18 protein-coding genes are annotated in these 22,908 nt (G+C 68.3%); 10 read left to right on the top strand and 8 right to left on the bottom strand.

What is annotated here, in order from left to right; all coding sequences use genetic code 11:
* Positions 1 to 924, top strand: coding sequence for an HAD family hydrolase (locus ACWIGI_RS03270; RefSeq protein WP_454200717.1), 924 nt, complete (start codon positions 1 to 3; stop codon positions 922 to 924).
* Positions 917 to 1,819: a formylglycine-generating enzyme family protein gene (locus tag ACWIGI_RS03275; RefSeq protein ID WP_454200718.1), complete on the top strand. Its 903-nt coding sequence runs from the start codon at positions 917 to 919 to the stop codon at positions 1,817 to 1,819. The genes ACWIGI_RS03270 and ACWIGI_RS03275 overlap by 8 nt, the downstream gene beginning before the upstream one ends.
* Positions 1,820 to 2,014: 195 nt before the next feature.
* Here ACWIGI_RS03275 and ACWIGI_RS03280 read toward each other — a convergent pair whose 3' ends face one another.
* Positions 2,015 to 2,404 (bottom strand): transcriptional regulator, encoded by a 390-nt coding sequence (locus ACWIGI_RS03280; protein WP_454200719.1) that lies wholly within the window; start codon positions 2,402 to 2,404, stop codon positions 2,015 to 2,017.
* Positions 2,405 to 2,476: 72 nt separating this feature from the next.
* Positions 2,477 to 3,280, bottom strand: a complete 804-nt coding sequence (locus ACWIGI_RS03285; protein WP_454201014.1) for an HAD family hydrolase — start codon at positions 3,278 to 3,280, stop codon at positions 2,477 to 2,479.
* A 249-nt stretch (positions 3,281 to 3,529) separates the two neighbouring features.
* Between ACWIGI_RS03285 and ACWIGI_RS03290 the strand changes: the two genes are divergently transcribed.
* Genes ACWIGI_RS03290 through ACWIGI_RS03315 form a run of 6 tightly spaced genes read left to right on the top strand, consistent with a single transcriptional unit; the run spans position 3,530 to position 11,597 of the window.
* The gene (locus tag ACWIGI_RS03290; RefSeq protein ID WP_454200720.1) at positions 3,530 to 4,507 is read left to right on the top strand and encodes an ABC transporter permease; all 978 of its coding nucleotides are present in this window, start codon (positions 3,530 to 3,532) and stop codon (positions 4,505 to 4,507) included.
* Entirely contained in the window at positions 4,504 to 5,442 is a 939-nt protein-coding gene (locus ACWIGI_RS03295; protein WP_454200721.1) for an ABC transporter permease, read from the top strand. Before ACWIGI_RS03290 ends, ACWIGI_RS03295 begins: the two co-directional genes overlap by 4 nt.
* A complete protein-coding gene (locus tag ACWIGI_RS03300; RefSeq protein WP_454200722.1) occupies positions 5,439 to 7,319 on the top strand; it encodes an ABC transporter ATP-binding protein in 1,881 nt (626 codons plus the stop codon). Before ACWIGI_RS03295 ends, ACWIGI_RS03300 begins: the two co-directional genes overlap by 4 nt.
* Before the next feature lie 10 nt (positions 7,320 to 7,329).
* Positions 7,330 to 9,006: an ABC transporter family substrate-binding protein gene (locus ACWIGI_RS03305; RefSeq protein ID WP_454200723.1), complete on the top strand. Its 1,677-nt coding sequence runs from the start codon at positions 7,330 to 7,332 to the stop codon at positions 9,004 to 9,006.
* A 30-nt stretch (positions 9,007 to 9,036) separates the two neighbouring features.
* The gene (locus ACWIGI_RS03310) at positions 9,037 to 10,713 is read left to right on the top strand and encodes an ABC transporter family substrate-binding protein (RefSeq protein ID WP_454200724.1); all 1,677 of its coding nucleotides are present in this window, start codon (positions 9,037 to 9,039) and stop codon (positions 10,711 to 10,713) included.
* Positions 10,710 to 11,597 carry a hypothetical protein gene (locus ACWIGI_RS03315; RefSeq protein WP_454200725.1) on the top strand — a complete coding sequence of 296 codons (888 nt, stop codon included), beginning with the start codon at positions 10,710 to 10,712 and terminating at the stop codon, positions 11,595 to 11,597. The genes ACWIGI_RS03310 and ACWIGI_RS03315 overlap by 4 nt, the downstream gene beginning before the upstream one ends.
* A gap of 1,721 nt (positions 11,598 to 13,318) precedes the next feature.
* Here the strand turns inward: ACWIGI_RS03315 and ACWIGI_RS03320 are convergent.
* The gene (locus tag ACWIGI_RS03320) at positions 13,319 to 15,001 is read right to left on the bottom strand and encodes a serine/threonine-protein kinase (protein ID WP_454200726.1); all 1,683 of its coding nucleotides are present in this window, start codon (positions 14,999 to 15,001) and stop codon (positions 13,319 to 13,321) included.
* 253 nt (positions 15,002 to 15,254) lie between these two features.
* Positions 15,255 to 15,995, bottom strand: a complete 741-nt coding sequence (locus ACWIGI_RS03325; RefSeq protein WP_454200727.1) for a lysophospholipid acyltransferase family protein — start codon at positions 15,993 to 15,995, stop codon at positions 15,255 to 15,257.
* Between the two features lie 176 nt (positions 15,996 to 16,171).
* Between ACWIGI_RS03325 and ACWIGI_RS03330 the strand changes: the two genes are divergently transcribed.
* Positions 16,172 to 17,008, top strand: a complete 837-nt coding sequence (locus tag ACWIGI_RS03330) for a hypothetical protein (RefSeq protein WP_454200728.1) — start codon at positions 16,172 to 16,174, stop codon at positions 17,006 to 17,008.
* A 45-nt stretch (positions 17,009 to 17,053) separates the two neighbouring features.
* Positions 17,054 to 18,613 (top strand): Rieske 2Fe-2S domain-containing protein, encoded by a 1,560-nt coding sequence (locus ACWIGI_RS03335; RefSeq protein WP_454200729.1) that lies wholly within the window; start codon positions 17,054 to 17,056, stop codon positions 18,611 to 18,613.
* 52 nt (positions 18,614 to 18,665) lie between these two features.
* Here the strand turns inward: ACWIGI_RS03335 and ACWIGI_RS03340 are convergent, their stop codons facing one another.
* From ACWIGI_RS03340 to ACWIGI_RS03355, 4 genes are all read right to left on the bottom strand, one after another.
* The gene (locus ACWIGI_RS03340) at positions 18,666 to 19,004 is read right to left on the bottom strand and encodes a BP74-related protein (RefSeq protein WP_454200730.1); all 339 of its coding nucleotides are present in this window, start codon (positions 19,002 to 19,004) and stop codon (positions 18,666 to 18,668) included.
* A 150-nt stretch (positions 19,005 to 19,154) separates the two neighbouring features.
* Positions 19,155 to 20,186 carry a MauE/DoxX family redox-associated membrane protein gene (locus ACWIGI_RS03345; protein ID WP_454200731.1) on the bottom strand — a complete coding sequence of 344 codons (1,032 nt, stop codon included), beginning with the start codon at positions 20,184 to 20,186 and terminating at the stop codon, positions 19,155 to 19,157.
* Between the two features lie 109 nt (positions 20,187 to 20,295).
* A complete protein-coding gene (locus tag ACWIGI_RS03350; RefSeq protein ID WP_454201015.1) occupies positions 20,296 to 21,243 on the bottom strand; it encodes a DMT family transporter in 948 nt (315 codons plus the stop codon).
* Positions 21,244 to 21,608: 365 nt separating this feature from the next.
* Positions 21,609 to 22,889 (bottom strand): MFS transporter, encoded by a 1,281-nt coding sequence (locus ACWIGI_RS03355; protein WP_454200732.1) that lies wholly within the window; start codon positions 22,887 to 22,889, stop codon positions 21,609 to 21,611.
* Between the last annotated feature and the right edge of the window lie 19 nt (positions 22,890 to 22,908).

Here is a 22,908-nt window from a genome sequence, read left to right on the forward strand (position 1 = left end):
GTGAACGACACCGTCCTCGACGCGTGGCGGGACGCGCCCGCGAAGTCGGCCATCATCGACTTCGTCGGGCGCGTCACGGGTGCGGGCGCCGACCACGTGCCGCCCGCACAGCGGGTCGCCGTGTTCGACAACGACGGCACGCTGTGGTGCGAGAAGCCCGCGTACGTGCAATTGGATTTCATCGTGCGAGCCCTGGCCCAGGCCGCGACCGCGGATCCGGGACTGCTCGACCGGGCGCCGTTCCGGGCCGCGCACGACGGTGATCTCGCCTGGTTCGGCACCGCCGTCGAACAGCACTACCGGGGCGACGACACCATGCTGCACGAGTTCGCCGCGGCGGCGATGCATCTCGCCGCCGAGGAGTCGACGGAGGACTACACGGCGCGGGTCGGCGCGTTCTTCGACGCCGCTCGCCATCCCACGCTGGACCGGCCGTACCAGGCGTGCGGGTACGCGCCGATGGTCCAACTGCTGCGCTACCTCGAGGCGAACGGGTTCACCTGCTACATCGTGTCCGGCGGCGGGCGCGACTTCATGCGCGTGGTCACCGAGCAGATGTACGCGATTCCACCGGAGCGAGTGGTCGGCAGCTCACTGGGCATGAACTACGACTCGGGGCGAGTGGCCACCACGAACAAGCTCGACATCTTCGACGACGGCGCCGCGAAACCGGTCCGGGTGTGGTCCAGGGTCGGGCGGCGGCCGATCCTGGCGGCCGGAAACTCGAACGGGGACATCGAGATGCTCGAGTACGCGACCACCGGCGACGGGCCCGGGCTGGCGCTGCTGATCGACCACGACGACGCCGATCGGGAGTTCGCCTATCCCGCCGGTGCGGAGCGAGCCAAGGAGCTGGCGACGACGACCGACGGCTGGCAGCTCGTGAGCATGGCCGCCGATTGGTCACGGGTGTTCGATGACTGAGGTCGAGACACGTTCCGCCGTCGGCGAATTGGTGCGGATCCCGGCGCAGACCCTGCTCCAGGGCGACGCCGGCGATCCGGAGGAGGGTCCGGTCCGGGAGGTCACCGTCGAGTCCTTCCGGATCCAGGCGCACCAGGTGACCAACGCTCAATTCGCCGCGTTCGTCGCCGATACCGGCTACCGCACCGTCGCCGAGCGGGAGCTGGACCCCGCGCACTATCCGGACGCGCCGCCGGAGAATCTGCGGCCGGGTTCGATGGTGTTCCAGCGCACCACGGGTCCGGTGAATCTGCGCGACATGAGTCGGTGGTGGCGCTGGACTCCCGGCGCCGCCTGGAATCATCCGCGCGGGCCGCGCTCCAGCCTGCGCGGCCGGGACTCGCACCCGGTGGTGCACATCGCGTTCGCGGACGCGGCCGCCTACGCCGACTGGGCGGGCCTGCGGTTGCCGAGCGAGGAGCAGTGGGAGACGGCCGCTCGCGGTGGTCTGCCGCACGCGCGCTTCACCTGGGGCGACGAGCCGGAGCGTCCCGGTCAGCGGCTCGCCAATTACTGGCACGGCGAATTCCCCTACCTGCCCGATACGGGGTACGGACACACCGCGCCGGTGGGGAGCTTCGCCCCGAACGCCTACGGCCTGTTCGACATGGCGGGCAATGTCTGGGAGTGGACCACCGACCTGTACGCGCCGACCCGCGCCACCCGATCCTGTTGTTCCGCAGACACTTTCGATCCCAGGCAGCCCGGCGTTCCGATCGAACGACGAGTCCTCAAAGGCGGGTCCTTCCTCTGCGCCGACAGCTACTGTCTGCGCTACCGACCCGCCGCCCGCCGCCCGCACATGGTGGATACCGGTATGAGCCACATCGGCTTCCGCTGCGTCGCCGACGCCTGAGTGCCGGGTCAGTACTTCCGGGGTGGACGCATATCCACCGCCCGGTAGTGACCATTCGGGGGTCGATCAGTGCGAGTTCTTCGGCAACTACCTGCTCGGGCCGCGCGTCCAGGTGCGGCCCGCGCGATCCGGAAAGCTTGTCACCGCACAGTGGGATGTCCTGGGGTACAGCGGAAGTGGGACGGTTGCCTGTGCTCAGCGCTCGAGTCCGGCGGCGCGCAGATGCACACGCAGCTCGCGGTCGTTCAACGCGGCGAGAAAGGCGTTGTAGGCAGCCAGGTCCTCATCCTCCGAGTGAGCGGAGGTGGTGCGGTGAGGCAGCAGGCCCATGGGCAGTTCCCGGGATTCGGGCGTCCGCCGTCGCGCATCGGCGGTGTCGGTGGCCGGGCGTCCGAATCGCAGGTACGCCGCGACCAGGAACCCCGCGAACGCCGGCCAGAGCAGGGCGTATCCGAGGTTGTGGTCGATGCCCGCGGTGAGATCGACGCGCCGCCACTGCCATCCGCCGAGGCCGAGCAGGGCCAGCACGGTGACCGTGAGGAGAATTCGGCCCGGAATCGGGCTCGCGGCACGGAAGTTCGACACCCGACCGTTTTTACTACAGCCCGTAGGAGTTTTGGGGACCTACCCGGCCACGGGGCAGCCGGGCGCGACCGCTCAGAGCCACCAGCGTTCCAGTACCCGGGCCACACCGTCGTGGTGGTTGGTCGCTTCCGCGATCTCGTCGGCGGCGGACTTGGCCTCGTGGTGGGCGTTCGCCATCGCCACACCGTGGCCGGCGAGTTTGAGCATCGGGACGTCGTTCGGCATGTCGCCGAAGGCGATCAGGGACGAGTGCTGCACGCCCAGGCGCTGGGCGACCGTCGCCAGGCCGGTGGCCTTCGTGACGCCGGGGGCCGAGAGCTCGATCAGGCCGTTGTCGGTCGAATAGGTCAGATCGGCGCGGCCGGACAGGTGGGGTTCCAGGATCGCGCGCATGTCGGCGCTCTGGGCGCCGGGTAGGCGAATCAGCATCTTGATGGCGGGGGCCGCGATCACCTCGGCGCGGGAGACCGCGGTGTCGTCGGGGTTCAGCCAGGCGTGCTCGTACTCGGGGGAGCTGACGAATTGCGGGGTCGCGGCGTCGTGGGCGGAGGAGCCCACGCGCTCGGTCGCCAAACCGCAGCCGGGCAGCAGGGATTCGGACAGCTCGGCCAGCCAGGACAGCGTGTCCACGCCCAGGGTCTGGGTGGACAGGATCCGGTCGTTGGCGCTGTCGTAGATGACCGCGCCGTTCGCGCACACGCACAGCGGCGCGTAGCCGAGACCGTCGATCACCCGATCGATCCAGCGGGGCGGCCGCCCCGTCGCCAGCACGAACGGGACGCCGTCGGCGATCAGGGCATCGACCGCCGCCTTGGTGCGCGGACTCACCTGTTCGTCATCGTCGATGAGCGTGCCATCCACATCCGTGGCGACCATCTTGGGTTTGGGCAGGTGAGAGAGAGTCACCCAGTCCACTCTATCCGGTGGGCACCGCGTGTTCCTGCGGGTTTACGAGGCGCCGCGCGACGTTGCGGGTTCGTGGTCGGACCGATGTGGTTCTGTGCGGTTGCCGAGGGGTTTCCACGCACGCCCGACGACTCGTTACCCGCCACCGGAGCGCGTACCGCACGGTTATCCACGGCTATCCCTATGATTTGGGGCTAAGACTCGACCCGAGAGGGACTGATGGCCGGTTTTCTACTGCGACGTGCGCTGAACTATGTCGTATTGCTGATCCTGGCTTCGTTCCTCACCTTCGCCCTGGCGTCGTGGACCTTCCGGCCGCTGGACAGCCTGGAACAGCGCAATCCCCGGCCGCCGCAGTCGGTGATCGACGCGAAGCGCGCCGAGCTGCACCTGGACGATCCGGTGATACCGCGCTACGTGAACTGGGTCGGCGGCGCCGTGCGGGGCGACTTCGGAAACACTCTCGCCGGACAGCCGGTGAGCGAGGAGCTGCCACGCCGCATCGGGGTGAGCCTGCGCCTGTTGATCATCGGCGCGGTGCTCGGCACGCTGCTGGGCGTGCTGGTGGGCGCGGCGGGTGCGATCCGACAGTACAAATTCAGTGACTACTTCACCACGGTCCTGTCGCTACTGATACTGAGCACGCCCGTGTTCCTACTCGCCACGCTGCTGAAATACGGCGCACTACAGGTCAATACGATGACCGGCGAGCAGATCTTCCTCTATACCGGCGAAACGTCGGCGACGGCCGTGCACGGAGTGTGGAACCAGATCGTGGACCGGATCCAGCACATGATCGTCCCGACCGTCGGCCTGATACTCGGCGCGGCCGCGGGGTACAGCCGCTACCAGCGCAACGCGATGCTCGACGTACTGCAGAGCGACTTCATCCGCACCGCGCGAGCCAAGGGCCTCACGCGACGGCGAGCTCTCTACAAGCACGGACTGCGGACCGCGCTCATTCCCATGGCCACGCTGTTCGCGTACAGCTTCGGCGGACTCATCACCGGTGCGACCTTCACCGAGAAGATCTTCGGCTGGCACGGCGTCGGTGAATGGCTGATCCTGTCGATCGACGCCCAGGACCTGTACCCGGTGGTGACCATCACGGCCTTCATCGCCCTGGTGGTACTGCTGTCGGGCCTGCTGTCCGACATCGTGTACGCCATCCTCGATCCACGGGTGCGTGTGGGATGACCGATACCGAACTCATCGTTCAGGGTGCGCCCGAGCCCGCCGCGGCGGGCCGCCGCAAGCTGGTCGTGCGGCGCTTCCTGCGGAACAAGCCGGCCGTGGTGGCCGGGATCGTGCTGCTGCTGATGCTCGTCCTGAGCTTCGCGCTGCCGCCGCTGCTGAAGTACGACTACCAGCAACTCGACTACACGGCGCTGCTGAAACCCCCGAGCGCCGACCACCCGTTCGGGACCAATCAGATCGGGCAGGACGTGCTCGCGCAGACCCTGCGCGGATTGCAGAAGTCGCTGGTGATCGGGTTCAGCGTCGCGCTCATCTCGGTCATCATCGCCGCATTGGCCGGAGCGGTGGCCGGGCTGCTGGGCGGATGGCCCGATCGCGCGATCATGTGGCTGGTCGATCTGTTGCTCGTGGTGCCCAGCTTCATCATCATCGCGATCTTCGCGCCGCGCACCAAAGGCAGCGGATCGATCTTCCTACTGATCATCCTGCTCAGCGTGTTCGGCTGGATGATCAGCGCGCGCATCGTGCGCGGTATGACGCTCAGCCTCAAGGAACGTGAATTCGTCCGCGCCGCGCGCTATATGGGCGCGTCGAACTGGACCATCATCACCACGCACATCATTCCCAACATCGCCTCGATTCTGATCATCGACACCACGCTGGCGGTGGGCTCGGCGATCATGGCCGAAACCGGTTTGAGCTACCTGGGATTCGGCGTGCAGCGACCGGACGTCTCGCTGGGTTCGCTCATCGCCGACGGCACCAAATCCGCACTCACCTATCCGTGGCTGTTCCTGTTCGCGGGCGGTTTCCTGATCACCGTGGTGCTGTGCGCCAACCTGGTCGGCGACGGGCTCCGGGACGCGTTCGACCCGAGCGCACAACGAGCCCGCTCCCGCAAGAAGACCCGCGCCCAGAAGAAGGCTCAGGCATGAGGATGGACAAGGCGTCCGAGGCGGAACCGCCGCGCAAGGCAACCACCGCGCCCCTGCTCGAAGTATCGGACCTGCGGGTGTCGTTCCCCGGCGAAGAGGGCCGCATCGAGGCGGTGCGCGGCGTCGACTACACCGTGCACGACGGCGAGGTGCTGGCCATCGTCGGGGAATCGGGCTCCGGGAAGTCGGTGTCCTCGCTGGCGGTCATGGGGCTGCTGCCCGAGCAGGCCCGCGTCCAGGGTTCGATCCGCCTGCGCGGACGCGAATTGCTCGGCATGGGCGACAAACAGCTGTCGGAACTGCGCGGCAGCAAGATCTCGATGGTCTTCCAGGACCCGCTTTCGGCACTCACCCCGGTCTACCGCGTCGGCGAGCAGATCGCGGAAGCTCTGCTGGCACATGGGAAGATCGGCAAGTCCGAAGCGGCCGCGAAGGCGATCGACCTGCTGCGCCTGGTCGGCATTCCGGATCCGGAGACCCGGGCGCGAGCGTTCCCGCACGAGTTCTCCGGCGGTATGCGCCAGCGCGTCGTGATCGCCATGGCCATCGCGAACGATCCCGAACTCATCATCTGCGACGAACCGACCACGGCGCTGGACGTCACCGTGCAGGCGCAGATCCTGAACCTGCTGCGCAAGGCGCGCGATATCACCGGCGCGGGCGTCATCATGATCACGCACGACATGGGGATCGCCGCCACCCTCGCCGACCGGGTCGCCGTCATGTACGCCGGTCGGATCGTCGAAACCGCACCGGTCGCAGAGCTTTTCAGCGGACCACGCATGCCCTACACCGTCGGTCTGCTGGGCTCGATCCCCCGCATCGACGGGCCGCCGCGCACACCCCTCATTCCGATCGTCGGTGCACCACCGGCCATGCACGACCTACCGCCGGGCTGCAGTTTCGCACCGCGCTGCCCGGTCTCCATCGACGACTGCCTGGTCGCGGAACCACCACTGCAGGACACCCGGCCGGGACACCGGGCGGCGTGCATCCGCACCGCGGAGGTCGACACCACCGCGCTGTTCACCGCCTACCGGCACGAGATCTCCGAACCGGAACAGATCGCCGAGACCGATTCCCATGTGGTGCTCCGGGTCTCGGATTTGCGGAAGACCTTTCCCATTACCTCCGGGGTGGTGTTTCGCCGACGCAAAGGCGAGGTGCGCGCCGTCGACGGCATCGATTTCGAGATTCGGGCCGGGCGGACGCTGGCCCTGGTCGGGGAATCGGGTTCCGGGAAATCCACGACGCTGACCCAGATCATGGACCTGGTCCGGCCGGAGAGCGGCAGCATCGAAATACTCGGTCACGATGTCGCACAACTGGATCGGGGACAGCGACGCGATATCCGGCGCAAGATGCAGATCGTCTTCCAGGACCCGTCCGCCTCGCTCGATCCGCGCCTGCCCATCTCCGACGCCATCGCCGAACCGCTGCGGATCGACGGGCGCTCCCGCGACGAGATACGTAAACGCGTGCCCGAGTTGATGAAACAGGTGGGGTTGCGGCCCGAGCACGCGGACCGCTATCCGGCCGACTTCTCCGGCGGGCAGAAGCAGCGCATCAATATCGCACGTGCCCTTGCCCTGGAACCCGAGATCCTGGTGCTGGACGAACCGGTGTCCTCGCTGGACGTGTCCATTCAGGCCGGTGTGCTCAATCTGCTGCGGGACTTGCAGCTGGAGCGTGGGCTGTCATACCTGTTCGTCTCGCACGACCTGTCGGTGGTGCGCAATCTCGCACACGATATCGCCGTCATGTACCAGGGCAAGATCGTGGAATACGGGCCGGCGGAGCAGATCTTCGATTCACCACGGCACGAGTACACTCGCGCCCTCATCGACGCCGTGCCGGTGCCGGTCGTCGCCCGATAGGAGTAGTTCGGTGAGGATTCGTTCGCTCGCACCACGTTTGGCGATATCGCTGCTCGCGGTAGGGGTGATCCTGTCCGGTTGTTCGAGCACCGACGAAGACACCTCGCAGGGCGTGGCCGCCGAACTCGGCACCACCAGCGATATCAACCCGCGCGATGTGAGCGAACTGCGTGACGGCGGAAACCTGCGCCTCGCGCTGTCCGCGCTGCCGGAGAACTGGAACACACTGCACACCGACGCCAGTGGCGAGGTCGGGGCGGTCGAAAGGCCGATGATGCCGCGCGCGTACACCACGGACGCGTCCGGAAATCTCAGCGTCAATCCCGACTACTTCACGAGTGTCGAACTGACGAAGTCGGATCCACAGCAGGTCACCTACACCATCAATCCGAAAGCCGTCTGGTCCGACGGCTCACCCATCACCTGGGAGGACATCCGCTCCCAGGCACAGGCGATGAGCGGCGCCGACGAGGCGTATCTGATCAAGATGACCTTCGGGTTCGATCGGGTGGAGAAGGTCGAACGCGGCGTCGACGACCGGCAGGCCGTCATCACGTTCAAACAGCACTACGCCGACTGGAAGGGCCAATTCGCCGGGGAGGCATTCCTTTTCCCGAAATCGGTCACCGGAACACCGGAAGCCTTCAACAAGAGCCTGGTCGACGACATCAAGCTGACGGCCGGGCCCTTCACGCTGAAGTCGATCGATCGAGCACAGAATCGAATCGTGCTGGGGCGCAACCCACTGTGGTGGGGCAACACCCCCAAGCTCGATACCATCACCTTCAGTGTGCTGGACAGCGCCGCCGTCATTCCGGCGCTGCAGAACAACGAGATCGACGCGGTCGGCATCGGTTCGCGTGACGACATGAAGACCGCGCGCGGCACCGAAGGCGTCGCCATCCGCCGAGCGGCGGGCAGCAGCTGGACACACGTCACCTTCAACGGCGCACCGGGCTCGATACTCGCCGATGCCGAACTGCGCGTGGCGCTCTCGCAGGCGATCGACCGGCAGGGCATCGCCACCGCCATTCAGAACGGACTGGTCGAGAATCCCAAGCCGCTCAACAATCACGTGTTCGTGGCGGGGCAGACCGGATATCAGGACAACAGCCTGCCGTTCGACCCGGCCGCGGCGGCCGCAGCCCTGGACGGACTCGGATGGAAGCTCAACGGCGCCGTCCGCGAAAAGGACGGCCGCCAGCTCGTCATTCGCGATGTCATGTACAACGACGACACGTGGATTCAGATCGCCCAGATCATCCAGCAGAACTTCGCCGCCGTCGGCGCGAAGCTCGACATCGTGACCAAGCCCGGCAAGGGCTACTTCACCGACGTCATCAAGCCCGGCGACTTCGACATCGCGCACTGGGCCTGGTCGAGCGACGTCTTCGTCCTGAAGAACCTGCCGCAGGTCTACCGCCTCGACGCGGGCAGCATCGAGGGTAACTACGGCCGGGTCGGCAGCCCTGAGATCAACGACCTGATCGATCAGGCGCTGTCCGAACTCGACCCGGTGAAGGCCATCGAGCTGGCCAATCGAATCGACCGCAAGGTCTTCGAACTCGGTCATTCGCTGCCGCTGACCCAGTCGGCCGGCAACGTCGCGGTCCGGGCGAACCTGGCGAACTACGGTGCACCCGGGCTCGCGTCGTACGACTACACGAAGATCGGGTTCCTGAAGTAACCCAGCCAACTCCGAGGAAAGGGGCGACCGATGAGGAAGCGCTCGATAGGGATGCGACTCGCTGTCCCACTGGTCGCGGCGGCCATGCTGGCCGCAGGATGCGGCGGCGACGACGGCACCGCGCCGCAGGGCAACGCCACCATCGGCACCACCAACGACATCAACCCGCGTGATGTCGCCGACCTGCGCGATGGCGGGAATCTGCGACTGGCCCTGTCGGCGCTGCCGCAGAACTGGAACGCGCTGCACAACGACGGCAACGACGCGGAGACCGCCGGGGTGCTCCGGCCGACCATGCCGCGCTCGTTCCGGACCGACGCGGCGGGCAACCTGACGGTCAACACCGATTACTTCGTGAGCGCCGAACTGACCGCGACCGAACCGCAGCAGGTCACCTACACCATCAACCCCAAGGCCGTCTGGTCCGACGGATCACCGATCACGTGGGAGGACATCCGCTCCCAGGCCGATGCGCTGAGCGGAAAGAACAAGGAATACCTGATCGCCGTCAACAACGGCTTCGATCGGGTCGAGAAGGTTGAGCGCGGGACCGATGACCGGCAGGCCGTCATCACGTTCAACAAGCACTACGCCGACTGGCGCGGGCAGTTCGCCGGCAACTCCTTCCTGTTCCCCAAATCCGTGACGGCCACCCCGGACGCGTTCAACAAGAGCCTCATCGACGGCATCACACTGACCTCGGGGCCGTTCAAGGTCGCGTCGGTGGACCGGGCGCAGAACCGCGTCGTGCTGGACCACAATCCACTGTGGTGGGGTGACAAGCCCAAGCTCGACACCATCACCTTCAGCGTGCTGGACAACGCGGCGCTGATTCCCGCGCTGCAGAACAACGAGATCGACGCCGTCGGGCTCGCCTCGCGTGACGACCTCAAGACCGCTCAGGGCACCGCCGGGGTGGTTGTCCGTCGCGCGCCCGGTAACCAGTGGTCGCACATGACCTTCAACGGCGCGCCCGGGTCGATCATGTCCGATCCGAAGCTGCGGGCCGCCGTCATCAAGGCGATCGACCGGCAGGGCATCGCCACCGCCATTCAGAACGGGCTGGTCGAAGATCCCAAACCGCTGAACAACCACATCTTCCTGCAGGGCCAGGCCGGCTACCAGGACAACTCGATCGCGTTCGATCCCGCCGCCGCCGCCAAGGAACTCGACGATCTGGGCTGGAAGCTGGTCGGCGATGTACGCGAGAAGGACGGCCGCAAGCTCGAGATCCGCGATGTCATGTACACCGCCGACACCTGGGTGCAGATCGCGCAGATCATGCAGCAGAACCTCGCACAGGTCGGCGTCAAGCTCACCATCGACACCAAGCCGGGCAAGGGCTACTTCACCGATTACATCCAGCCGGGTGATTTCGATGTGGCGTACTGGAGCTGGGTCGGAGACCCGTTCCCGCTGGGCAGCCTGAACCAGATCTACGGCTACAACCCGGATGATCTGCAGGGCAACTACGGCCGGATCGGTTCGCCCGAACTCAACGCGCTGATCGAGCAGACCGTATCCGAACTCGATCCGGCGCGCGCCACCGAGCTCGCCAACCAGATCGACAAGGCGGTCTGGGCCGAAGGGCATTCGATCCCGCTCGTGCAGTCCGCCGGAAACGTCGCCGTGCGCGCCGATCTCGCCAACTACGGCGCGGCGGGCCTGGCGACCTACGACTACACCAAGATCGGTTTCCTGAAGTGAGTTCCCGGATGGGCCATCCCCTGGCCTATCCGGTGATCGTGACGATCGGCGCCCTCGCGATATGCCTCGCGTGGGCGCCGTTCGGCGATTCGGAGCAGGTCGCGATGCTGGGGGCGGTCGCGGTGTGTGTGCTGGGGTACAGCGGGTTTCGGCTCGGGACGGCGCTGGGTTATCTGCCCGCCGGGCTGCCTAGGAGCGCCGGGGCGGGGGTGAATACGGCGGCACGAGCCGCGAACTCGGCTTCGGGCGAGCAAGATTCGGATCGATCCAGCAGGGACAGTGCGAGCGGCGGAACAGACCACGTCGAGCCCGAGCGGGCTACGGCGGTCGGTACGCCGGGGTCCGACGACGCGGGTGCGGGCCTGGTTCGGACCGAAACGGCTGCCCGAGAGCTGGACTCGGCGGGTGCGGGCCGAGCGGCCGGCGGTGCACTCGTGGTGCGGCGGGTGCGGCAGCAGCATCGGCTGGTCAGCCGGTCGTGGCTGGAGATCACCGGGGGCGGGCGGACGTGGTGGCTGCCGGTGTATTTCGCGCCGGCGTTGCTGACCGTCACCCGGGGGCGGGGCGAAATCTCCGGCCGGGCACTGTATGTGGACGGGCAGCGGGTCTATCCCGCGGGCCGGGTGCGTGACGACGAACCGGTCGGGAAGCTGATCGACAATCCGACCCGCCCCGCGCCCGACGCCGCCCAACTCGCGGACCGGGCGACGGGTCCGGGGCGCAGGCTCCTGCTCGACGCCCAGTCCGCGATCGCCGCGCCCTTCGCGGGCCTGCTGTGGATCTACGTCGCCGGCGGCACCGTCAGCGCCTTCGCGGCCGCCACGGTGGTCGCGGGCGCGACCGCGACCTGGCTGGCCGCGATCCGGGGATCCGACCCGAGCTGACGTCGCGCACAACGTGATCGACGGAGGCCGCGACTGCTGTTCATGTCGTCCCTGACCGGACCGAAGCCGCAGCACCGTCGCCTCATCGGCCGCTGCCGCCGTGGCCGTGACCACGACCTGGCCGCAGCCATCCGCGGATCGGCACCGAGCTGATCTCGCGCACAACGTGATCGACGGAAGCCGCGGCTCCGGTTCGTGTCCTCCCCGACCGAACCGGAGCCGCGGCTCCGTCCACCCCCGCTCCCCGCCGCGGACCTCCAGTGTCCGCGTCTCCTCCAGTTATCTGCGCCGTGGTCCCCCGAACCACGCCCCCGGCTTCGCCGCACACTTCCCCAAGGTGCGGCGAACCCATTTCCCGCAGTCCCCCCGGCCCGCGATCCCGACTGACCTACGACCACCCGAGACCTCGCACCATTCCTCCTTGCTTCCGCAGTCCTCCCGGTCTGTGGTCCCCCCTGTCTCCAGGTCTGCGCACCCCCGGCCCGCAGTCCCAGTTCCCCTGTCTCCCAAGTCCCCCCGTCCCCAGGTCTACGACCCCCGGCTCGCAGTCCCAGTTCCCTTGTCCCCCAAGTTCCCCCGACTTACATTTCCCCCGTCCCACGGTTCCCCTGTTCCCCGGCCTACGGTTCCCCCCGAACCGCGACCATCTTCAGTTGGCACACCTCCCCCGAGGTGTCTCCCCCGCCTCGCAGCCCCGCCCGGCGGCGGCTCCCCCCGAGACCGCACACCCAACGTTCCCCTGCTTCCACGGTCCTCCCGGCCCGTGACCCCCTCTTGTCTCCAGGTCTGCGCACCCCCCGGCCCGCAGTCCCAGTTCCCTTGTCCCCCAAATCCCCCCGTCTTACCGTTCCCCCGGCCCCAGGTCTACGACCCCCCGGCCGCAGTCCTGGCCCCCTATCCTCGAGTCCCCCGGGCCCACGGTTCCCCCGAACCGCAGACCCCTCATCCGTCGGCACACCTCCCCTAAGGTGTCTCCCCCGCCGGTACTTCCGGTGCACGCGACCCCGATTCGTCTCCTCCCCGAAGCGAACCGGGGTCGCGGCACCATCCCCGCCCCCGCCGGCGCTCCTCCTTCGCCGACGCCCGTGGATGGCAGCCTGTTCCGGGTCGGCTCCTCCCCGAACCTGTCCGGAACCGCGGTTCCCATCCGTCCCACCCCCCGCCGTCCTTCCCCCGAAGGTCGACGCAAGCTGCTTCCCCCGCCGAAAGCAGCTGTCGTCCCAGTCGGTGTGACCCGGCTGGTCCGGCAGTCCCGGTCTCTCAACCGGACAAGAATGATTCTGCGGGGTGGGTGTTAACGAAACCTTGCGGATTTCTTATTGCGCTTTCCGGACAGAGGCGAGCGCAGCGGGTTTCGGGCGGGACGGCCTACAGAAGGCGTTCTGACCAGCGACAAAGCATTCCGGTTCGTTCGGAGCCGGTGCCCGGTGTGGTTGGTACGGCCCGAGACTGGCGCGGCACGTCGGAGCCGCGGCCTTGCGCCGCTCGGTGACGCGCCGCTCGGCGGCGGGTCCGGACAGCGTCCATCCTCGCCGCGAGCGCGGCACTGCGTGCGGCAGGGACCGCTGACTCACGCGCCGCAGGGTCTTCCGCTACACGGTCGCGCCGCGCTCGTCACCGACCTGACGAACACCGTCGGCGTGCCGGAGGACACGCAGCGGACTCCGCCCTCGGCAGCCGCCGCCGAGATCCGCCGATGTGGAACGGCTTTCGTCGACGGATCAGCGGAGCTCGGCGCTGATGATGTAGTACGAGGTGCCCGCCTGTGCCAGTTGGATTACGCGCCATTCGGTCGTCACCTGGCCCGAGTCGGCGGTCAGGATCAGGCGGTAGGTGACGCGCTGGGTGTCGGGATCGGCTGTCACCGCGTCGGTCTCGACGCTAGAGATCGTGTCCCAGAACGAGCGGTAGGCGTCGTAGCCGCCTATGCGGCGCTGGTAGTCGGGGGACAGGCGGTCGTACGCCGCGCGGGTGTTCGCGGGGAGCAGGGCGTAGTGCTCGCGGACGAAATCGGTCATCTTCGTGGCCGGCGGGGTCGTCGGTGCGGAGGTTGTCGGGCCGGACGAGGGCTGGGCGGTGGGTGGTTGGACCGACGTCCCGGGGAGGGGACCGGGGGTGACGGGGGCGGTGACGTCGGGTGAGTAGCTGCCCGGAGCCGCGTTGTGGTCGGCCGAATCCTTGCGGCTCGCGGACAGGACGCCGTAGACGACCGTGACGCCGAGGGCCACGACCAGCACGGACGCCATGGCCCAGACCAGGCGCGGATCCAGCCACGACTTGGACTTCGCGCTCGGAGGTTGCGAATCACCCTGGGCGCGGGCGTATCCCGGCTCGGGGTCCCGCGCGGGCGGGTACGCCGGTGGAACCGGACCCGCACCCGCGGCCGAATAGCCGCCCCACGCGGGGCTCTCGTGACCGGGCGAGCCCTGCTGCGCGGCACCGCCTTCCGGCGTGGTCGGGAACCGCTGACCGGCCGGATTCACCTGGGTGGCGGGCATCTCGGCATAGGCCGCGATGTCGGAGACCACGGTCGTGGGCTGGGGCGCGCTCGGGGGCGGCGGTGGCGGGAAGGCGGGCGTGGACGGCGCGGAGGCGGTGGGGACGTCGCGGGCGGCGGCCGCCAGGGCGCCGGCCGAGGGACAGCGCTGGGCCGGATCCTTCGCCATGCCCCAGGCGATGACCGCGTCGAAGCCGCTCGGGACGCCCGCGGCGGTGACCGAGGGCTTGGGCGGGGGCTCGGTCAGGTGGCCGGCGATCTGGCGTTCGGCGCTCGGACCCGGGAAAGGCTTCGCGCCGGTGAGGCATTCGTATAGGACGCAGGCCAGCGAGTAGACGTCCGAGCTCGCGTCGTAGACACCCTTGGAGAACCGTTCGGGCGCCATGTAGGCCAGCGTGCCGACCGTCGCGCCGGTGGTGGTCAGGCTGGTTTCGTCACTGCCCCGGGCGATTCCGAAGTCGATGAGATAGGCGAAATCCTCGGGGGTCACCAGGATGTTGGAGGGCTTCACGTCGCGGTGCACCAGGTTCACCCCGTGCGCGGCGTCCAGGGCCGCGGCGATCTGGCCGATGATCGAGACCGCCCGCGCGGGCGTGAGCGCACCGGACCGGTCCAGCAGGTGTGCCAGATCCGAGCCGTCCACCGAGCGCATGTCCAGGAACAGGCGGCCGTCGATCTCGCCGTAGTCGTGGATCGGCACCACGTGCGGCTCGCTCAGCCGCGCCGCCGCCTGCGCCTCCCGGCGGAAACGGGCGCGGTACTTCTCGTCGTGGGCGTAACCGGGCGGCAGCACCTTCAACGCCACCATGCGATCGGTCCCGGTGTCGTACGCCCGGTAGACCTGCCCCATCCCGCCCTCACCGAGCAGTTCGAGCAGTCGGTACCGGCCGAACGGTGTGCCCTGCACGTCTCCCTCGATTCCCCACGACAGCTGCCATCAGCAGAGTACTGATCCCCCGGGCCGCGTGTCTTCCCACCAATTCTCGCTGCGCGCACCGGAACCCGTGGAGAGAACCACGGCGCGCACGCGAACATTCCGGCTCGGTCGCCCGGAAGCACGGCGGGGTGACGCACCGGGATCACCCGGCCGCGTCACCCCGTCGGGTGGTGATCAGGCTGCGGATCGGCTGATCACTCGCGTCGTGCTCGCCGACGCCGGCTCACTCGGAGCGACGGGACGACTTCGCCTCGGCCTCGGCCCGATCGAGCGCGTTGGCCTCCTCGAGCGTCGGCGCGCCGCCGCCCAGGCGAGCGGGCACCCAGTAGGCGCCGGGCTCGTGCGCGTAGTCCCGCTGCAGGTCCAGCAGCATGGATCCCAGTGCGGCATGCACCTTCTCGGTGAGCTCCTGCGCCGGCTCGAAGGGCGCGATGGGCGCGCCGACCTCGATGGCGATCGGAGTATTGGTGCGGCCCAGGCGCTTCGGATGCCCCTTGGTCCACACCCGCTGCGCACCCCAGATGGCGACCGGGATGATCGGGACGTTCGCCTCGATCGCCATGCGCGCGGCGCCGGACTTGAACTCCTTCAGCTCGAAACTGCGGCTGATGGTCGCCTCCGGGTACACACCGACCAGTTCGCCCGCGCGCAGCCGATTCACGGCCTCCCGGTACGAGTCCGCCCCCGCGGAGCGGTCCACCGGAATATGCTTGAGCGCGCGCATGATCGGGCCGCTGACCGGATTGTCGAAGACCTCCTTCTTCGCCATGAACCGGATGTAGCGCTTGTGCGTGCGCGCGGGCAGTCCGGCATAGGTGAAATCGAGGTAGCCGGTGTGGTTGATGGCGATCACCGCGCCACCTTCCGCCGGGATGTTGGTGTCGCCTTTGACGGAGAACTTCAGGCCCTGCAGCGCGAACACGGTGCGGGCCAGCCCGATGATCGGGAAGTAGACGGGTTCCACAGTTCCGCTAGCGTAGTCGCTGCTCGCGCGGCAACCAGTGATCCAGGCAACACCCGCTCGGCCGGCGTGCGCAAAAACCCTTCGCGACAGTAGGAAAAGCCGCACCCGCCAAAATATCGACGCCGCTCGCCGGTGGGGAAACCCGGACGCGAGCACACGCGAGAAAGGTCGCACGCGTGCAGAACCGGACCCGGACCGCGGTCGGCGCTCGTGCGCTCGGCGGACCGCTTCGTGCGGCGGCCGGGCTCGCCGCGAGCTGCCTGCTGCTCACCGGTTGCGACTCGGCGGTGGGACTTCCGGGCGACCCGCCCGGGGCCGAACCGGCCACGGCGACCACCACGAGCGCGTCCGCCGCGGCCGTTCCCGAACCCGGCTCACCCGTGGCCGCCGGCGCCGCCGTCGCGCGCTGGGCCGCCGACCTGCGTGGCGCGGCCGGACCAGAACAGCTCGCGGCCGGGTGCTGGGCGATCGCGCCGGACCGCGTCGCGGCCATGTACGCCGAACCCGGGCCGATCCTGGACGCCCTCACCCGGGATCCCGAGGAGTACGGCGACACCACCCGGTGGACGACCGCGTCGGTCACGCTGGTGGTCACCGACTCCGACACCCTCGACGGCTACGCCTGCCCGTACGTGTTCCCCGCCGACGGCCCGGTCGAGTTCGCCGACGCCGATGCCGTGCACACGGTGCGGCGCTACCTCGCGCGAATGACCGGCGATCCCGTACATACCGACGACACCGAGAATGCTTATCCGCTGGTCTGTTCCACCGACACCGCGACCTGGGACCCCTACGGCAGCGGCAAGCCCGGCATCGCGCCCATGGCGGCCGCCGCGAGCAAACTCCCAGGCATCAGGAAGTTCGCGGATCAGTCGATTCGGACCGAATGGCCCCGTGACGGCTATCTCACCGTCACCGCGGGCGTCACCGGCACCACCGGTGTGGCGAAAAAACAGACATTCACCCTGAAGTCCGGCAACCAGGGTTACTGCATCGGCGACGTCTCCGGGTAGCCAGTACTCTGGGTGGCTGGTAACGGTCAGGGAGGCAGAGAGCTCGTGCAGATCACCAGCGTCGGACACGCCGGATTCCACATCCGTACCGCAGCCGGAACCATCCTGTGCGACCCCTGGGTCAACCCGGCGTACTTCGCATCATGGGTGCCGTTCCCGGACAACACCCAGCTGGACTGGGACGAGCTCGGCAACTGCGATTTCCTCTACGTCTCGCATCTGCACCGCGATCACTTCGACGCGCAGCACCTGCTGGACAAGGTGAACAAGGACGCGGTCGTGCTGCTGCCGGACTATCCGGTGCCGGACCTGCGGCGCGAACTCGAGCAGCTCGGGTTCCACAAATTCTTCGAGACCGAGGACTCGGTCAAGCACACCGTCACCGGGCGCGACGGCAACGAGATCGACATCATGATCATCGCCCTGCGCGCGCCCGCCGACGGGCCCATCGGCGACTCCGGCATCATCGTCTCCGACGGCGAGACGGTGTGCTTCAACATGAACGACGCGCGGCCGGTCGACATGGACGTGCTGCACGACGCGTTCGGGCACATCGACATTCACCTGCTGCAGTACTCCGGGGCCATCTGGTACCCGATGGTGTACGACATCCCCACCAAGACCAAGTCCAACTTCGGCAAGCAGAAGCGCCAGCGCGGCATGGACCGGGCGCGCTCCTACATCGAACAGGTCGGGGCCACCTGGGTCGTGCCCTCGGCCGGGCCGCCGGTCTTCCTCGACGACGAACTGCGCTACCTCAACGACGACCGGGGCGACGAGGGCAACATCTTCCCCGACCAGATCGTCTTCCTCGAGCAGATGCGCATCCACGGCAACGAGGGCGGGATCCTGATGATCCCGGGCTCGGTCGCCGACGTGCACGGCAAGGAACTCACCCTCACCCACGCGGTCGATCCCGACTCCGTATACGGCGACAAGGCCGCGTACATCGAGGACATGGCGCAGCGGTTCGCGCCCGTGCTCGCGGCCGAGAAGGCCACCTGGGCAAGCGAATCCGACGGGCCGCTGCTGCCGCGGCTGAAGGCGCTGTTCGAGCCGATCATGGCGCAGAGCGACCTCATCTGCGACGGCATCGGGTACCCGGTGGCGCTGGTCATGGGCGACGAGACGGTGGTGCTGGACTTCCCGCAGCGGCTGGTGCGGCCGGTGGTCGAGGGCGAAGGCAAGCAGCGCTACGGATTCCGCATCGACCCGACGCTGGTGCGCACCGTCCTGCGGGACAACGAACCCGACTGGGTGAACACCATTTTCCTGTCCACGCGCTTCACCACCTGGCGCATCGGCGGATACAACGAATTCCTCTACACCTTCTTCAAATGCCTGACCGACGAACGCATCGCGTATGCCGACGGCTGGTTCTCCGAGGCGCACGACGATTCGGCTTCCACCGAACTCGGCGGCTGGGAAGTACAGCGGCGCTGCCCGCACCTGAAAGCGGATCTCTCCAAATTCGGTGTCATCGAGGGCACTACGCTGACCTGCAATCTGCACGGGTGGCAGTGGGATCTGGAATCGGGACGCTGCAAGACGTCCAAGGGGCACGAATTGCGGTCGAAGAAACTGGAAGCGCCGACCGCGAGCTGACACGAACTCCGGCCGGTGCGGCGCACCGGCCGGAGTTCGCGAGTTCGGTGGACTAGGCCGTCAACTCCCTGGTCAGCTTGGACGACCAGGGACACCAGAAGCAGCCGGGCAGGAACGCGCCGCACGCCTCATCGAGGTGATCCTCCAGATAGGTGATGCTGGAATCGCACACCTCGATGGCCATCGTGAAGAAGGTGACGGTGTCCGGATCCAAATGGAAACTCCAGCCCGGATTGTAGTCCGCGCGGGACTTTCGAATCCGGCCCATCACATGGATCGACATCGTCTCCTCGCCGGAGAGGATGCGGCGCGCCTCCTGAATGCGTTGCTCGTTCTCGAGCCGGATAACGAATTCCTTGCCGGAGTAATCGGTGAATGCGAAGTCCGCCATGATCTTCCCTCACTAACCGTTCGGGTGAAAAAGAACCTGCCTCTCGATGGTAAGTCCGAGGGCGGTAGGTTTTCTCCGGATTCGTTGTGCCACAAGAGATTTTGAGGACCGGACCGTTTGCTTCCGGGGAAACGGCGGGATGGAGATCAGTTAGCGGTCAATCGGTACCCGATGTCCGTTACTACGCGATATCGGCTGTGCCTCAGCTCTTTCGGCCTGCGAAATGAGATCCCGGACGGCCATCGCGCCCCGGGCGACCGGCGCGGCAATCCGACCGTCCGCTCCGATCAGCACGCCGGACGGGGTACCGCGCACGCGATAGCGCAGCGCGGCCTCGTTGCCCTGCTGCACCAGGACCGCGATATCGCCCAATTCCTGTTCCCGGCGCCACTTCTCGTGCTCGGCGAGATCGCCGTTGCCGACCATCGCGATGGTCAGGACCGCGCCGGTGCGCGCGTGCCAGCGCGGGAGTTCGCGGGCGAGCGCGGCGCACATCTCGCAGCCGGGGTGCACGAACACGAGCAGCAGGTGCCGGCCGGGGGCGAGCAGGGTCGCCAGATCGGTGCGGCCGCCGGTGGTGTCGAGGAGTTCGAATTCCGGGGCGACCGCGCCCGTGGGCAGACCCTCCGCGCCCAGGGTGGACAGGGCCTGCTCGTCGAGACGGCGGCGCAGGACACGGTGCTCGGCGTGGAGCCGGAACACCGCGGCCAGCAGTAGCGCGGCGATCGCCGAACCGAGGATGTGGTCCAGCGGTAGGCCCGCGGGGAGCGCCGGGCGGGCGAGAGCGCCCGCGAGGGTGAGCAGGGTCAGGGTGATCAGAACGCCGTTGCGGACGAGGGTGGCCCGGCCGATCGGGGCGGTGCCCGCCGCGCCGAAACAGGAGCACGCGGGATGCTCACCCCGTCCGATCAGGCGGATCATCGCTCCGGTGAAGACGAGCAGCAGGGTCAGCGCGAGGAGCGCCGCACCGAGGGCCGTCCACGGGAACAGCAGGCCGAGCGCCGCCACCGCCTCCGCGCCGGGGAGCGCCCGGGCGACCGCCGGGACCTGCCGGAGCGGGATGCCGAACTCCCCCACCGCCTTCCGCGTGGCGGCCGGATCGGCCAGTTTCCCCACCGCTGCCAGGCCGAAGACCACGGCGAGCGCCAGCCGCAACACCCATATCCCGTATTCGATCAGCATGGTCGCACCATGACACAGGGGGTGGTGCGCTGAAATGGCTATGGGGAGAACCGTTTTCGATGCGATACGGGGCGTTCGCACAGACCGGAGGGTCTGCGAGGGCGCGGAGTCAGGCCGAACCGCGGGCGGCCACCGCCACGGCGGCGAACGTCAGCACGCAGGCGATGACCGCCGCCGGTGCGACACCGGCACCCGTGGGTACGACGACGTCCAGCAGCAGCGACATGGACAGCTGGCCGGCCACGGCGGTGAGGCCGAGCAGCAGGACGCCGATCCAGCGCACCACGACCGCCGCCAGCGCGATGCCCACCACACCGATCACCCCGCCCAGGTACAGCCACGGTTCGGTGGGAAGCCGCTCCGGCCAACCGGTTCGGGCGACCACGGTCGCGGCCACCAGCACCAGCCCGGCGGTGCCGGTCACGAAGTTCGCCAGCGTCGCCGACTGCGGGCCGCCCACGACGGCGACCCGGCCGTTCACCGCCTGCTGCCACGCCACCCCCACGCCGGCGAGCAGTGGCAGCACGATCAGCAGCACGTGCGCGCCGCCCCGGAACCCCTCCGGCACAGCCGGTCCCGACCCGTCACCACCGCCGCGCCCGAGCACCGACAGCCCCACCGCCGCCAGGGCCAGCAGCGCGCCCGCGCCGCGCACCCACGTCACCGGCGTGCGTCCCTTCGGCCCGATTCCCACCCGGTCCACCACCAGACTGCTCACCAACTGCCCCGCCACCACGGCCACCGTGAACGCCGTCACCCCAAGCGCCGCCACCGTGAGCCCCTGACACGCGACGAAGAACGCGCCGCACAATCCCCCGAGCAACTGCCACCGGCGCAAAGCCCCGTCGCGCAACGCCACCCGCACCCGGGTGAGCCCCGCGCGCGAACTCCGGCTCACCGCGAACACCGCGAGCACCAGCACCAGACCGGTCGCGAAACTGACCACGGCGGCCGCGATCCCATCGTGCAGGCGCTCCCCCAGGGCGCCGTTGATCCGCGCCTGGCCCGCCGCCACCGCGCCGATGCACACCCCGAAAACCAGACCGATCCGTCGCATCGTCACAGGTCGATTCTTCGCCATCGGCCTTATGCGCGTTGTTGGCGGCTGGTCCGGTCCTTTCGTGTCCGGAGGGCACTATGTCGCTGACTCCCATCGGGACCCTCATCGAGACGGCGACGAAGTTCGGGGCACCGCACCGAGACGGCCGCCGGTACCGCCGCGCTTCACGAGTACGCCGGGCGTCTTTCCCATGCCGCCGCGTACGACCGCTGCTTCGAGCCGGCCCAGAACCGGGACCTGGAGACGTCCGACAAACCGCACGTCTGCGCCACCGCGGCCTACCACGCCCCGGTGGTGCCGCACGATGACATCGACTTCGTGACCGCCGCTCGGCCGGCCACCGAGCTCCGGCAGCGGAACGTTCACGACGGGCCGCTGGACGCCGGCGAGAGCTGACGTTTCGGGAGCCAGCGGGGGACGAGGAGGGCCACCGCCAAGAGGGGGATGCCCAGCAGGGCCACGACGGTCGAGATGGCGAACAGGGTGGCGGCGAGGCCGACGAAGACGAAGACCAGGAGGGCGAAGACCTCGGTGGCCACGCCCGAGACCGAGGTGACCGTCGCCCGGGCGGGGCCCTCGATCGCGTCCTGCAGGCGGGCCTCGGCGATCACGTCGGCGTTGTAGTTCAGGCCGTAGGCGACGCCGATCAGGGTGAAGCCGGTCGCGGTGAGCAGGTGCAGGTGGTGGGGGTGGGTCGCCGCCAGACCGGACAGGAGGGCACCGGCTATGAAGAAGACGCCGCCCGCCGTGAGCGTGCAGGCCATGGTTCTCGGGCGCATCGACTCGGTGCGGCCGGACAGGAACGCGCCGGCCAGGGCGCCCGCCACCGTCACGCCGACCAGCAGGGACGCCACCGCAGGGGACACGCCGGCCTCGTCGGCCATCAGGGCGAAGTACTCGTCGTAGGCGGTGATGCCGCTCAGCAGGGCGGACAGCAGGACGCCGCGGCGAATCACGCGGACGCGCAACGCCTCTCGGACGCCGGTGCGGAGCATGTGGAGGTAGCGGGACATGCTCGCGGATTCCGGTGCGAAGGACGGTGATTCGGTTGTGGCAACCGGGCTCTCGTCGTCCTCGTCGTCCTCCAGCTCGTCCACCTCGCCGACCGACACGACCTTCGGAGCGCTCGGCATGGCCGTGGCGGCAAGGACGTGGAGGGCGGCGACGGCCACGCTGGACCAGCCGATCAGGGGATAGCCGCCCCAGGTGTAGAGGGGTGCGGCGGCGAGAATGCCCAGGAGGGCGGCGGACTCGGCCGCGGCCCGGGTGTAGCCCATGATCCGGGCGTAGGCGGGCGTCGCGGAGCGGGCGGCGAGATCGTCGTAGAGCAGGGCCTCGAAGGTGCCGGAGCTCAGGGCGCCGGAGGTGCCCCACAGGACGAAGCCCAGGGCGAAGCCGAGGTAGGAGGGGAACAGGGTCCACACGGCGAAACCCGCGGCGAGCAGCACCGCCGACAGGATCAGCAGGGCGCGGCGCGAGACCGTGTCGGCCCAGGCTCCGGAGGGAACCTCCAGCAGGAAGGAGGTGGCGGACCAGATGGCCAGCAGGGTGGAGATCTGGGCGACGCTCAGGCCGTGATCGGCGAAGATCAGGGCGTAGACCGCGTAGAGCGGGATCAGATCCTTGGTGAGCGCGAACAGCACCGAACGCGCGGTGAGGCCA

It is taken from the genome of Nocardia sp. NPDC055321 (assembly GCF_053645575.1).

Coding starts and splice junctions, on each gene's coding strand:
- ACWIGI_RS03345 (WP_454200731.1), bottom strand. CDS start 20,186: ATGCTGATCGAATACGGGATATGGGTGTTGCGGCTGGCGCTCGCCGTG.
- ACWIGI_RS03295 (WP_454200721.1), top strand. CDS start 4,504: ATGACCGATACCGAACTCATCGTTCAGGGTGCGCCCGAGCCCGCCGCG.
- ACWIGI_RS03300 (WP_454200722.1), top strand. CDS start 5,439: ATGAGGATGGACAAGGCGTCCGAGGCGGAACCGCCGCGCAAGGCAACC.
- ACWIGI_RS03275 (WP_454200718.1), top strand. CDS start 917: ATGACTGAGGTCGAGACACGTTCCGCCGTCGGCGAATTGGTGCGGATC.
- ACWIGI_RS03290 (WP_454200720.1), top strand. CDS start 3,530: ATGGCCGGTTTTCTACTGCGACGTGCGCTGAACTATGTCGTATTGCTG.
- ACWIGI_RS03340 (WP_454200730.1), bottom strand. CDS start 19,004: ATGGCGGACTTCGCATTCACCGATTACTCCGGCAAGGAATTCGTTATC.
- ACWIGI_RS03285 (WP_454201014.1), bottom strand. CDS start 3,280: ATGGTCGCCACGGATGTGGATGGCACGCTCATCGACGATGACGAACAG.
- ACWIGI_RS03310 (WP_454200724.1), top strand. CDS start 9,037: ATGAGGAAGCGCTCGATAGGGATGCGACTCGCTGTCCCACTGGTCGCG.
- ACWIGI_RS03350 (WP_454201015.1), bottom strand. CDS start 21,243: ATGCGACGGATCGGTCTGGTTTTCGGGGTGTGCATCGGCGCGGTGGCG.